12 protein-coding genes are annotated in these 12,900 nt (G+C 56.6%); 3 read left to right on the forward strand and 9 right to left on the reverse strand.

What is annotated here, in order from left to right:
• Window positions 1-103 precede the first annotated feature (103 nt).
• From pqqF to EH228_RS05000, 7 genes are all read right to left on the reverse strand, one after another.
• On the reverse strand, window positions 104-2,647 hold the full coding sequence (pqqF, locus tag EH228_RS04970; protein WP_152320571.1) for a pyrroloquinoline quinone biosynthesis protein PqqF: 2,544 nt from the start codon (window positions 2,645-2,647) through the stop codon (window positions 104-106).
• Window positions 2,648-2,657: 10 nt separating this feature from the next.
• Window positions 2,658-3,791: a pyrroloquinoline quinone biosynthesis protein PqqE gene (gene pqqE, locus EH228_RS04975; protein WP_152320572.1), complete on the reverse strand. Its 1,134-nt coding sequence runs from the start codon at window positions 3,789-3,791 to the stop codon at window positions 2,658-2,660.
• The gene (gene pqqD / locus EH228_RS04980) at window positions 3,778-4,062 is read right to left on the reverse strand and encodes a pyrroloquinoline quinone biosynthesis peptide chaperone PqqD (protein ID WP_152320573.1); all 285 of its coding nucleotides are present in this window, start codon (window positions 4,060-4,062) and stop codon (window positions 3,778-3,780) included. Before pqqD ends, pqqE begins: the two co-directional genes overlap by 14 nt.
• A complete protein-coding gene (gene pqqC / locus EH228_RS04985) occupies window positions 4,062-4,829 on the reverse strand; it encodes a pyrroloquinoline-quinone synthase PqqC (RefSeq protein ID WP_240116229.1) in 768 nt (255 codons plus the stop codon). Before pqqC ends, pqqD begins: the two co-directional genes overlap by 1 nt.
• A gap of 10 nt (window positions 4,830-4,839) precedes the next feature.
• Window positions 4,840-5,751 (reverse strand): pyrroloquinoline quinone biosynthesis protein PqqB, encoded by a 912-nt coding sequence (pqqB, locus tag EH228_RS04990; RefSeq protein ID WP_152320574.1) that lies wholly within the window; start codon window positions 5,749-5,751, stop codon window positions 4,840-4,842.
• A 55-nt stretch (window positions 5,752-5,806) separates the two neighbouring features.
• Window positions 5,807-5,878 (reverse strand): pyrroloquinoline quinone precursor peptide PqqA, encoded by a 72-nt coding sequence (gene pqqA / locus EH228_RS04995; RefSeq protein ID WP_152320636.1) that lies wholly within the window; start codon window positions 5,876-5,878, stop codon window positions 5,807-5,809.
• Between the two features lie 163 nt (window positions 5,879-6,041).
• Window positions 6,042-7,091, reverse strand: a complete 1,050-nt coding sequence (locus EH228_RS05000; protein ID WP_193323275.1) for a dipeptidase — start codon at window positions 7,089-7,091, stop codon at window positions 6,042-6,044.
• Window positions 7,092-7,446: 355 nt separating this feature from the next.
• Here EH228_RS05000 and EH228_RS05005 point away from each other — a divergent pair, with 355 nt between their 5' ends.
• Window positions 7,447-8,388 (forward strand): extracellular solute-binding protein, encoded by a 942-nt coding sequence (locus EH228_RS05005; protein ID WP_152320575.1) that lies wholly within the window; start codon window positions 7,447-7,449, stop codon window positions 8,386-8,388.
• 1 nt (window position 8,389) lies between these two features.
• A complete protein-coding gene (locus tag EH228_RS05010) occupies window positions 8,390-9,157 on the forward strand; it encodes an ABC transporter permease subunit (RefSeq protein WP_152320576.1) in 768 nt (255 codons plus the stop codon).
• Here EH228_RS05010 and EH228_RS05015 read toward each other — a convergent pair.
• Window positions 9,134-10,099 carry an AraC family transcriptional regulator gene (locus EH228_RS05015; RefSeq protein ID WP_152320577.1) on the reverse strand — a complete coding sequence of 322 codons (966 nt, stop codon included), beginning with the start codon at window positions 10,097-10,099 and terminating at the stop codon, window positions 9,134-9,136. The genes EH228_RS05010 and EH228_RS05015 overlap by 24 nt on opposite strands.
• A 107-nt stretch (window positions 10,100-10,206) precedes the next feature.
• On the opposite strand from EH228_RS05015, the gene EH228_RS05020 reads away from it, so the two are divergent.
• A complete protein-coding gene (locus tag EH228_RS05020) occupies window positions 10,207-11,412 on the forward strand; it encodes an MFS transporter (RefSeq protein WP_152320578.1) in 1,206 nt (401 codons plus the stop codon).
• Between the two features lie 106 nt (window positions 11,413-11,518).
• Here the strand turns inward: EH228_RS05020 and EH228_RS05025 are convergent, their stop codons facing one another.
• Window positions 11,519-12,727 (reverse strand): MFS transporter, encoded by a 1,209-nt coding sequence (locus EH228_RS05025; protein WP_193323277.1) that lies wholly within the window; start codon window positions 12,725-12,727, stop codon window positions 11,519-11,521.
• Window positions 12,728-12,900: the final 173 nt, after the last annotated feature.

A 12,900-nucleotide genomic window follows, 5' to 3' on the forward strand; every position in this document is an offset into this window, starting at 1 on the left:
AATGTCAGCAGGATAACCACGCCCTGCCTGGTCTGCGTATGCGAAAATGGCGCTGCCAGAGGCGGAGTCGACTACCATACGGAATGTAATCGTTGCACAGGCATCAGCACCGGGAGTGGGCAGGGGTGTTGCTCAGAAGCCAGTAATGATGAGGATTTTCGCTTAAATATTGCAGCGCCTGACGTAAATTTGTCATTGAAATCTGTGGATAAATTTCCTGGGTTAATGGCGATATAGTCAGTTGATGATCCAGCCAGTGCTCCACACATTGCGCCGGATTACCGGCTGGCAGCACCGGCAGGGCATGTTGCAGGGCGCGTATTTTTTCCTGCAATTCTTCTGCGGATAAAGTGACGATAACCTCGGCCATTTCACCGATAAAAGCGCGGATGCAGTGATAAAGCTCCGTTGTCGGGATGGTGGGGGATTGCAGGGCAAACAGCAAACCAGCCTGGCCCGCGGTCTGGTGAAAACGGCAACTGACCACATAACCGATATTCTTTTCTACCCGCAATCGCTGGAAGAAGCGCGGGGCGAAAAGTGCTGCCAGCAACTGCCCTGTCGCCCGGGTTAATGGGCTAAACGTTGCCAGCGGGCAGAAGACAATCACCGCCGCATCGTGACTTTGTGTGGTAAAGGTGTATTCCTTACGGGCGGGTAATGCCGGCGTGTTGTTGGGGCGGTGAGCGTGCAAGGTGGCGGGAAAACGTGACAGCAAACGCGCCAATGCTTGATGCAATTCTCGATCACCACCATACAATGCCGCTTGCCATATGACCTCGCCGTCATCTTCTGTCGGGGACTGTAGCAGCGTTGGCAACTGGTTTAGCAGGCAGCGCACGGCGATATCACTGACAAGGGCCTGGCGGGTCTGACGATACAGTCGCTCGCTCTGGGCGATAGCCGCTGTCGGGGGGATGTTCAGCGCGGTCAGTACTTTATCCAGGCTGAACAACAGTAATTCGCTGCTACCGCTGAGTTGTAGCAGCCAGATCCCCTGCTGCTGTGAAAAGTATAGCTCTCCGCCGTAGTGCTGGCACTCTGCCATGACCGGTTGCAGGGTGGCGGCGATTAGCGCGGCTTTGCGCGGTGCCAGTTGTTGGCCGGCAAACGGGCTGAGCAACAGCGTAGCCTCGCCGTTCGCCGGGAACGCCTGTAATGCGGTGGTCGCTACTGGCAGGGAAGGCAATGGCAGCGTGGCGCCAGGTTGGTGGAACGCCATGTTCGCCAGCACGTCGCCGTCACCGTGAGTTGACTGCCGGGGGGAGTGTGCATCCTGAGCGGCAGGCAGGAGCGGCCAGTCGATCGGGGCGGAACGCAGCGCAAAACCCTGGGCGTGGGTGACGGGGAGAGAGGCATCCGCTGTCAGCCACAGCCGAGTGGTGTTTTCCGGTGTCAACTGCGCCAGCAGCGTATGCCAGTTGTCCAGCCAGACTGGTGGATGTGCCGCGGAAGGAGGCGATATCGCCGTGGTGACCGGCGGAAATCCGAAGGCCAGCGCCCGTAGCTGGTCAAGAGGCGTCTGCCGGGCAAAGTGACGTTGCGACAGACTGGCATAATGCGCTAACTGCTGCGGGGTCAGGTCAGCCAGGCATTGTCGCCAGCGGCGGAACACGGCCTCAATCTCGGCACATTGTTCACGGTGGGGAGCGCTGAGCTGAAACACCACACTTAGCAGCGATTGTTGCGGGCTACGGTAAGGCTCCCACAACTGAATGTCATGACATAATCCCAACGCCTGTAACGTAGAAAGCAGGCTGTTTGCCGCCGGGTCAGTCAGCAGTTCCCGTAATACCGACAGCATTGCTGGCGCGACCTGGGTCAGCGGAAAGCTCAACAACAGTTGCTCAGCGGCGGGACTCTGTAGGGCAAAAGCGCGTTCAGCGCGCAGGATGAGTGGCGCTGGCGGCTGAACATCATTAACGGGGACGGCAGGGAGAGCGGATCCCGCCTCCTGCCCCACAACTGAGCGGGATGTTGAGGCCGTCGATACCGGGCTGAATGCCAGACCCAGAGTCTTCGCCAGCGCGGCCAGTTCGGCCATGGGGTGTGGGCCTTGTAGCCACAATCGTAAATGCGGCGCCCGGAAATAACACTGATGATATTGCTGTAATGCCTGACGCAACGCGGGAAGATCCTCGCCAAAGTGCGCCAGATTGCCCACGTGGAAATGGTGGAAAGGATGAGGAGCGACAAATGCCTGGCTGAGCGCGGCTTCACACCGTGTGGCGTTGTGGCTGGTCAGCATCTGGTATTCCGCGTCGATAACCCTGACTTCCTGTTCCACGGCGGCAGCGCTCAGCAGCGGTCTTGCCAGCATATCAACCAGTCTGTTGAGACCGTCAGCCAGCAGCGGAGGCGTTATCTCAAAGAACCACGCGGTTTGACTGGCCAGCGTGGTGGCATTCAGTCTGGCTCCTTGTGCTGGTGCCCAGGCCATCAAGCGTTGTTCGTCCTGAAATCCCTCGCTACCGGCAAACAGCACATGTTCCAGCAGATGTGCCAGACCTGGCCACTCAGTCGGTTCCTGATGGCTGCCTGCCGCCAGTTGGATCAGTGCCGCGGCTCGCGTGGCATACGGATCGTGGATCAGGGTGATACCTAATCCGTTCTCCAGCGTGAGGGACTGCTGATCTGGCGGGTTCATTGGCGTGGGTTCAGACCTTGAAGATCAACTGAGAATTAACGCGGTTGCGAAATTGCAACTGGTCGATCTGGATATTGCTGCAATTGGCCTGTTGGCGTGCCTCAAGGATCTTGCCATGATGCGGCGATTTGCTGCATACCGGATCGGCGTTATCCGCATTGCCGGTCAGCATAAAGGCCTGACAGCGGCAACCGCCAAAGTCCTGCTCTTTTTCATCGCAGGATCGACAAGGTTCCGGCATCCAGTCGACGCCGCGATATTTGTTAAAACCGAAGGACTCATACCAGATTTCCTGCAACGTGTGCTCCAGTACCGACGGGAATTGCACGGGTAACTGGCGGGCGCTGTGGCAGGGCAGGGCCATGCCTTCCGGGGTGACGCTGAGAAAGATCGCCCCCCATCCGCCCATACAGCCTTTGGGCCGCTCTTCGTAATAGTCTGGCGTGACGAACAGCAGGTTAGCCAGATTACTGCTGGCGCTCATTTTTTCCCGATAGCGCTGCACCACTGCTTCCGCCTGGGCAATTTGCTCGCGGGTGGGCAGCAGACCTTCCCGGTTTAGCTGTGCCCAGCCATAAAACTGACAGGTCGCCAGCTCAACGTCATCGGCTTCCAGCTCAATAGACAGGTCGATAATACGATCAATTTGATCAATGTTATGCCGGTGCAGTACGAAGTTCAGCACCATCGGGTAGCCATGTGCTTTTACCGCTTTGGCCATCGCCAGCTTTTGTTGGAAGGCTTTTTGCGAGCCAGCCAGGGCGGCGTTCAGCGTTTCATCGCTGGCCTGAAAGCTAATCTGGATATGATCCAGTCCAGCTTGTGCGAAGGTATCGATCTTTTTCTCGGTCAGGCCGATACCGGAGGTGATCAGATTGGTATAAAAACCCAATTCGCGCGCCGCCCGGATCAGATCAGGCAGATCTTTACGCACCAGAGGCTCGCCGCCAGAAAAGCCCAGTTGTACGGCACCCATCTGGCGGGCCTGTTTAAAGACCTCGATCCACTGCGCAGTGCTCAGCTCTTTTTCTTGCTGAGCAAAATCCAGCGGGTTGGAGCAGTACGGACACTGCAATGGACAGCGGTAGGTCAGTTCCGCCAACAACCACAATGGCGGGTTAATCTGAGGTTTAAGCTGGTTCACGGAAAATTATCCACTTTTGTTCAAAAGCCTGGCCGAAGAATGCCTTCACATCGTCGTCCACTCCGCCGGCATCCGGGAATGCCACGTTCAGTTCAGCGATGAGCGCGGCCACCGGGCGCACGCCATCCACCCGTTGCAGGATGGCGGCGGCACTCTCATTCAGTTTAGCCATGCCTTCCGGATAGAGGATCACATGGCAGTTCTGCGTCGCTTCCCATTGCAGGCGGTAGCCGCGACGAAAAGCCGGAATATGCTGGTCGTTAATCTCCATTACAGCAGCCTCTGATGATGCCAGACCACCTGGTCGGTCACGGTGTGATAAGGCGGACGGTGCAGCTCATAGGCCATGCTCATCGCATCCAGCATGCTCCACAAAATATCCAGCTTGAACTGCAGAATTTGCAGCATGCGCTGTTGTTTCTCGACTGTGGTGCAGTAGGCTTTCGCCAGCGCCAGACCGTGTTCAACATCACGACGGGCCTGGCTCAGACGGCTGCGGAAATAGTCGTAGCCTGCCGCTTCAATCCACGGGTAATGCTGCGGCCAGCCATCCAGCCGCGCCTGATGGATTTGCGGGGCGAACAGCTCAGTCAGTGAGCTACAGGCCGCTTCCTGCCAGACGGCGCGACGGGCAAAGTTGACGTAGGCATCCACCGCAAAACGCACGCCGGGCAGTACCATCTCTTCCGACAGCAGTCTTTTACGATCCAGTCCCACGGCTTCACCCAGCCGCAGCCAGGCTTCAATACCGCCTTCGTTATCTGCGTGTCCATCGTGATCGAGAATACGTTGCACCCATTTACGCCGGGTTTGTGGGTCCGGACAGTTGGCCATAATCGCAGCGTCTTTCAGCGGGATACTGGTCTGGTAATAGAAACGGTTTGCCACCCAACCCTGGATTTGCTGGCGGTTAGCCTGCCCGTTGTGCATCGCAATGTGGTATGGATGATGGATATGGTAATAAGCGCCCCGGGCGCGCAACGCCTGCTCGAACGCCTCAGGCGTCATCAGTTCTGCCGTCATGGTGTCTGGCTTCATCTTCATCTCACTAAAGGTCAATTTGCATCCCGTCCCAACTGACTTCGATTCCGGCTTGCGTCAGCGCCTGACGTTCAGCCGACTCTTCGTCAAGGATCGGGTTGGTGTTATTGATATGAATCAGGATTTTGCGTTCCGCCGGCAGTGAGGACAGCAGCGCTATCAGTCCCTGTTCCTCCGCCAGCGCCAGGTGCCCCATATCTCTGCCAGTATGGTGTCCAACGCCGGTGGTCTCCATCTCGTTATCCTGCCAGAGCGTACCGTCAATCAGCAGACAGTCGGCACGGCGTAACCAGCCCATCAGCGCGCGGTCTGTTTCGCCCAGACCCGGCGCATACAGCAGGGTTTTACCGTTACGGCTATCTTCGATAAACAGCGCGACGTTATGGCCAGGCAGCGGTTTATTGCGGTACTGCGAATAGGGCGGCGCGTTGCTGAGCAGCGGGATAGCCGTGAACTTCAACGCGGGACAGACGGCGACAGAGAAAGGTTCTCCGGGCTGGATGGGATGATGGACCAGGCCACCATTCCAGTGACTGAGCAGGTTGAAAATCGGGAAACCCGTGGTCAGGTCATCGTGCACTTCCGACGTACACCATACCTGATGCGGACAACCTTCGCGCAGACTTAGCAGACCGGTGGTATGGTCTATCTGGCTGTCGGTCAGGATAATCGAGCCAATCCCGGTGCCACGTAGCACGCCTTTTTTGTTCAGCGCAGGCGTGGCGGCAATCTGATGCGCGATATCCGGCGAAGCGTTGCACAGGACAAAGTCGATGCCATTATCACTGATGGCGATCGAAGACTGGGTGCGCGCGGAGGCTTTTATGGTGCCGTTACGCACGCCCTGACAGTTTCTGCAGTTGCAGTTCCACTGAGGGAAACCGCCACCCGCTGCAGAACCGAGCACGTTAATCTGCATGTGTAGACCAGGCTAAGAAATAAAAGAAAATGCCCACTGTTGTGGGCATAAGGGATTAGCGGTTAGAGATGTACAGCGTTACTTCTAAGCCCAGGCGTAAATCAACAAATTCAGGTTTAGTCCACATGGTAAAACTCCTCTTGTTATTAACAAATGTCTGCCGTTAAGTTCGGCAGGTAATCAGCTTATTGTCAAATATCGACGATTTGGCGGCGCAAATGTTGCGCCTATGTCACATCGAGGTCAACCCTGTAAGCCGCAGGAATGAGAGATAATGAAACGTCATGCGCTCATTCTCCCCATGTTTTTTTCAGTACCTGTAGCCAGTTACGCCAGCAGATTTTTTCAATCAGCCTGGTGGAATAACCTGCTGAGGCCATGGCGTCGACCAGACGCGGTAACCCGGCAACATCGCCCAGTTCATTCGGCACGCTGATGCCATCGAAATCCGATCCCAGCCCGACGTGGTCTTCACCCAGCTTATCGATCAGGGCATCCAGATGACGGACAATCTCGCTGAGCGGGGTATTCTGGTCGCGTTTACCATCGGCGCGCAGAAACGCGTTGCCGAAGTTAACACCCACCAGCCCTTTGCTTTCAGCAATCGCCTGTAACTGGCGGTCCGTCAGATTACGTGGCTGTGGGCACAACGCATGCACGTTGGAATGGCTGGCGACCAGCGGCGCGGTACTGTGTTCCGCGGTCTGCCAGAAGGCTTGCTCATTCATATGGGAAAGATCGATCAGCAATTTTTTCTGATTACAGACCCGCAGTAGATTCAGGCCGGCGGGAGTCAGCCCTTCGCCGCTGTCTGGTGAACAGGGAAAATCACCCGTGACGCCGGTGCCAAACACATTCCGCAGGTTCCACAACGGCCCGATACTGCGCAATCCAGCGGCTACCCAGCTATCTAACTGACTGCATTCTGCGTCCAGCGCTTCAGCGCCTTCAATATGCAGCACCATGGCCAGCACTCCCTGCGCGATGCACTGTTCGATTTCACCCGCGCTACGGCAGATGCGGGCCTGACCAGCAGACTGCGCGGCAATGCGATGCAACAGGGCTATTTGCGCCTCAGTAATCGCCAGCGGGCAGTGCTGCTCTTCGCGGTACGCGGCGTTATGCTGCTTAGCATACTGCGCTGGCGGGACAAAAACGGCGAATAAGCCACCCGCAAAACCGCCCCGGCGCATCCGCGCCATATCCAGATGTCCACTCAGTGAGCCGTGGAGAAAATCGGTCATGGCAGCATCCGTCGACGGTTGCAACCATAGCCGCAGCAGCACGTCGTTATGTCCGTCAAAGACAGGAAAGGGAGCAACAGAGGGTATCGGGATCATCGGCTCAAGATTGTCGGTTATTATGAATCAAAAGGTTCATTATGGCATTAATAATAGCCTAAAGCGTGCTGATGGCGCCCCGCTAAAAAGTGCGGTGAAAAGTAAAGATAGCGCCAGAACAGTGGATAAATGTTACGACAGACTGATACTTTCCCGGCATTTTTCATCTTACCAGCGTGCTGCTGACGTGAGCCGGTTCCGCCTACCTGACGGGTAACCCCCTGAGGGCTGTTTGCCGGGCGCCATCCCTTGTCGGAAACCAAAAACATTTTTAGCGGTTTTACCCTGTAACTGGAATGACTCAGGGTGTAGATTATCGTCATATCATTAACTATATAACGATGAGTTTCCAACGATGTTTGATTTGAAAATATTGAATCCGATCCGCCTGGCAGGAACGGTTGTCGTACTGTTTGCGCTGTCCTCCCCGGTGGTCCATGCCGCGGAGGATTTTCGCGTCACTTATGCCGGTTCGATGGGCGTGGTAATGGACAAAGCCCTCGGTCCGGCTTTTGCCAAAGCCAACCAGGTGAATTATCAGGGCCAGGGGCAGGGGGCATATGGGATGGCTAATCTGCTGGCCAGCAAAAAAGTGGTGGCGGATGTGTTTGTTTCTATCACTCCCGGGCCAATAGCCGTGTTGCAAAAAGCGGGGCTGGTGGATAAAGCCGTGCCGGTCGCCAGCACCAGCATGGTGATTGCTTATAACCCGAAAGGAAAATACGCCGGGGCTTTTAATGCCATTCGTGACCATAGACCAGGTGCGCAGCCGTGGTGGCAAGTGTTGCAAACCCCCTCACTGCGTTTTGGTCGTACCGATCCGGCGACAGATCCTCAGGGGCAGAACATCATTTTCACCATGATGCTGGCCAGCCGTTATTATCAACAGCCGGGCCTGGCGGAAAAGATTCTGGGCGAAACGCAAAACCCACAGCAGGTGTTCGCGGAAGGTGGCCTGCTGACACGGCTGGAGGCGGGACAGATTGACGCTTCTTCTGGTTATGAGAGCGCCACCCGTTCTGCGCATCTGCCTTATATCACCCTGCCGGATGAAATTAATCTGAGCAATCCTGACATGGATGCTGACTGGTACAGCAAAGTGAGCTTTGACATCACTGATGCCAAAGGTCAGAAAAAAACGCTGCACACTCAACCGCTGGTGTTCTACGCCGCAGTGCTGAAAAATGCCCCACATCCGGAACTGGCGCAGAAGTTTGTCCAGTTTATGCAGAGCAAAGCGGGTCAGGCACTGTTTGAGAAAAACGGTTACGGCGCGCCAAAAGGCGGGGCAATGTAAATTGCGTTCGCTGTGGCTGGGGGTGCCAGCGGTTCTGTTGCTGCTGCTTCCCTTTTTGACCCTGACGTGGATAACCCCGTGGTCCGGTTTTCACCTTGCGTATGGTGATGGTCAGGCGGTTGCCACCTCGCTGGGGATGAGCGCTATCGCTATCCCATTGATTATCCTGCTTGGCTTACCGCTGGCGTTATGGCTGGCGAGAACTGGCTCCCGCTGGCGAGGCATGGTAGAGGTGGCGGTGTTGATGCCCCTGCTGGCCCCGCCCCTGGCGATGGGGATCCTGTTGGTGTCGGTTTTTGGGCCCTATGGTTCGATAGGCGAGGCGCTTTCCGCCATAGGGCTGGCGTTAAATAACAACGCTGGAGCCTTTGTTATCGCCCAGATTTATGGCGGGTTACCCTATTTTGTGTTGTCTGCGCGCGCTGCGTTTGAGAACGTGCCGGTGGATATTGAAGAAGCGGGCCAGACGTTGGGGGCATCGGTCTGGCAAATTTTCTGGCGACTGACCCTGCCGCAGGCGGCAAGAGGGCTGGCAGCGGCGCTGGCGATCACCTGGGTCAGGGTGATTGGCGAGTTCGGCATCGTGTTGGTGTTCAGCTACTTCCCCCAGGGGATCCCGGTCAAATTGTTTATCAACCTGCAAAATGAGGGGGTTGATTCCGTTTATGCCTTGCTGTGGGTGCTGCTGGCAACCACGTTGCCATTGCCTTTATGGTGCGTGATGCGCGCCGGACGCCAGGCCTTATTAAGGCATCGTGACGTATCTTGAACGCATTCGTGGCTTCAGGGTGCCGGGTGTCGTCCCGGTGATGCGCTTAAAGGCGCGACTGAATGCCGCCAGCGAGCCATAACCCAGGCGCCAGGCTACGGTTTCAATGGCTTCGCCATCACGTCCTATCCACTGCATTGCCAGTTGCATGCGCAACTCTGTTAAGTAACGCAGCGGGGGCATGCCAGTAACGGCCAGAAAACGTTCGGCAAATACCGAGCGAGAGCTGCCCATTTCGGCTGCCAACTGCGCGACGGTCCAGTTTTTACCCGGTTCCCGATGCAGGGCGACCAGCGCTTTCCCCAACCGTGGATCACGCAGTGCCTGCAGCCAGCCGCTTGTATTGCCACAGCCGGATTCGACCCAGGCACGGACGATCAAGGCCGCCACGACATCAGCTAATCGGGACAGGATCCCTGCATAGCCTGCGCGCCGGGCCAGCGATTCCCGCTCCATCGCCTCCAGCATGGGTTGTACTTCCGGATGTTGGCGCATGAGCGTATCCGCCAGCAGCACTTCCGGCATGGCGCTGACCAGCATCTGCATCCCACCGAGATCGAACTCCATGCAACCACTGAAAATCAGCGTGGTTGGCATCTGCGGCTCCAGAGGACAGGCTTTAACGCAGCAAACGTTGGCGCACACCGGGGTGCCGACGAAGGTACGAATATCTTTACAAGCCACATCGGGTGAGGAAAGTAACACGTGATCAACTCCCTGCGGCAGAAGCAGCGCATCACCGGTGTTGAGTGAATAAATGTTGCCGTTACCCGTACGTAGCAGCGCCTGGCCGCGGCTGACAAAGTGAAATTGGGCGCGTCCAGGGATGCTGATAAAGCCAATGCCGAACGGAGCGGCTAGTTCAATACGTTTGTACTGCACGCCCAGCAGCCGCATGCCCAGCAGCAGTTCATTGGCAAGATCGTGGCTTTCAGTGCTCATGACTCAGCCTTCGGACGAATAATCAATAATTGCGTATCTTATATCATAGACCATCCGACGCCAGCCTTTTACGCTGAGACGCTCTCAATCCTGATGGAAAACTTTCGATGACGACAGAACAACCGGCCATTCCGGCTAATGAAAAGCCTCTGTGGGGCGCCGTCTTTTCAATGGCACTGGGTGTGTTCGGGCTGGTGACCGCAGAATTTCTGCCAGCCAGTTTGCTGACGCCAATGTCTGCCAGTCTTGGCGTGACCGAGGGGATGACAGGCCAGACGGTGACGGTGACAGCGATCTTTGCGTTACTGACCAGTTTCTGTAGCGCTATCGCTACCCGCCGGATCGATCGTCGTTGGGTGATGCTGGCTTTCACAGCGATGCTGATTGTCTCTAATCTGCTGGTGGCTTTCGCGCCCGATCTGTCGTTTATCCTTGCCGCACGAGTACTACTGGGGATTGCGATAGGCGGCTTCTGGACGCTGGCTGCCGCCACTGCGATGCGGCTGGTGCCGGAAGCGATGATCCCGCGCGCGTTATCGATTGTTTTTAGCGGCGTGTCGGTCGCGACGATTGTCGCCGCACCGATGGGCAGCTATTTCGGCCAGTTGCTCGGCTGGCGTAATGTGTTTGTCGCCGCCTCTTTTATTGGCTTGTTGGCGCTGGGCTGGCAGATGGCTGCGTTGCCCAGGATGCCGCCGAACCCATTGAGTAAAGCCAGCTCGTTATTCGCACTGATGAAGCGTCCGGGTATGCAGACCGTGTTGTTGGCGATTATTCTGATATTCTCCGGCCACTTTGCCTTCTTCACCTACCTTCGCCCCTTTCTTGAAAGCGTCACGGGCGTGGGGGTTAATGAGCTTTCAATGATTCTGCTGGGCTTTGGCGTCGCTAACTTCGCCGGCACGTTGATTGCCGGCATACTGTTGGAACGCAATCTGTATCTGACACTGACAGGTATGCCGCTGGCGATGGGCGTACTGGGCGTGGCGTTAGTCGGGCTGGGTTCCGCCCCAATCAGCGATGCGGTGTTGGTAGCATTGTGGGGGATGGCGTTTGGCGCCATGCCGGTGGGCTGGTCGACCTGGATAACCCGTACTATGCCGGAAGAAGCTGAGAGCGGCGGAGGACTGCTGGTCGCGGCTATCCAACTGGCCATTACCATTGGCGCGGCAGCGGGTGGGATGATTTTCAACACCAGTGGAGTGAAAGGCGTGTTCATGGGAAGTACGCTGGCGTTGCTGATTGCCACCCTGGTTATCTTTACCGCGTTACGGCCTGAATCCACGACGGCTTGTGATGCTGATAGTGACTAAATTTATTAAAAAATAACGCCGGGAAAAGCGTCTCCCGACGTTATTCTCACGTTCCCTCTCAGCCTCAGCCCCGGATGATCGGACGGTAGCGATATAACGTTTAGGGTCAGAGTAAGTCAGTGGAACTCACGGAGGTTTGCTTGCGATCGGCCACTTCTTTCAACAGTGCGAAAATAAAGATAACCATCCCCATCACCGGCAGGATAGCCCCAACGCTGGCGGTTTGGGTCATTGGATGTCCCTGTTGCACCACATAAGCGCCGAGGGTGGCGCCCAGTGCATTGGCGATGTTAAATGCCGAGTGATTTAGCGTCGCGGCCAGCGTTTGGGCTTTACCGGCCACCTGCATCAGGCGGACCTGAAGCGGTGTGCCCAGCGCCAGATTGGTGCCGATCAGGAAAGCCCCAAACATGATGCCGGTAACGGAACTGACCATCAGCGGGAAGATCGATAACACCATGACGCTCCACGTCAGGATGCAGAAAATCGACAACATAATCCTGCGATCGGCCAGCTTGCCGCCGGCCAGATTTCCCAGCACCATTCCCAGACCAAATGCGAATAACACGAACGGTAACCAGAAGGCCGACAGATGGGCGCTGAGCGTCAGGATCGGCGTGATGTAGCTGATCACGGCGAACATGCCGCCGAAGCCGATGGCGGCGATACCCAGCGTCAGCCAGATACGCACGTTAACCAGTCCCTTAAGCTCTTTCAGCGGTGAACTTCGCTCCTCTTGCTGTTGCGCCGGAAACAACTTGAAGATCAGCAGCGCAGTAACCAGAGACAATATTGACACGCAGGCAAAAGCCCAGCGCCAGTTGAGATGTTCGCCCAGCACGGTGGCTGCCGGGTTGCCCAGCAGCGAGGCCAGCGTCAGCCCCAGCATCACTTTGCCAACGGCCTGGCCGCGGCGATGTTCCGCCACCATCGAAGCGGCAGTCAGCGCCGCCACACCGAGGAATGCCCCGTGCGGCAGGCCGCTGAGAAAGCGGGAGATCATCAATCCATGCGCGTTACTCGCCAGCATGCTGCTGACATTGCCCAACAGAAACAGGGTGATAAAGCACATTAACTGGTGTTTACGACACAAACGCGCCGTGCTGAGGGAAAACAGCGGGGCGCCGACCACCACCCCCAGCGCGTAGTAGCTGATAAAACGACTGCCTTCCGCCAGACTGACGTGCAGGGCGCTGGCGACCTGCGGCAGCAGGCCCATAATAACAAATTCACTCAGGCCGATGGCGAAAGCGCCCAGAGACAAGGCAAAGAGTCGCGGGCCAATGGCATGCGCCGCAACAGGATTTGAGCTCACAATGTTCATGACAATGCACTTAAAATTAGCGATGAATGCCAGTGCCTGTACACAATAGGCGACAGGCGCGCAGGTTTTTCCGCAGGGTAGATAAGAACGTTTATTTTTATCGTTTCAGGCCATGAGGGCGGGCCTGTATGGTGATTGTCGTCGCGCTGTCGGCAGGGCCAGAC

This window comes from Erwinia endophytica (assembly GCF_009295515.1).
GTDB classification, from domain to species: Bacteria; Pseudomonadota; Gammaproteobacteria; order Enterobacterales; family Enterobacteriaceae; genus Erwinia; species Erwinia endophytica.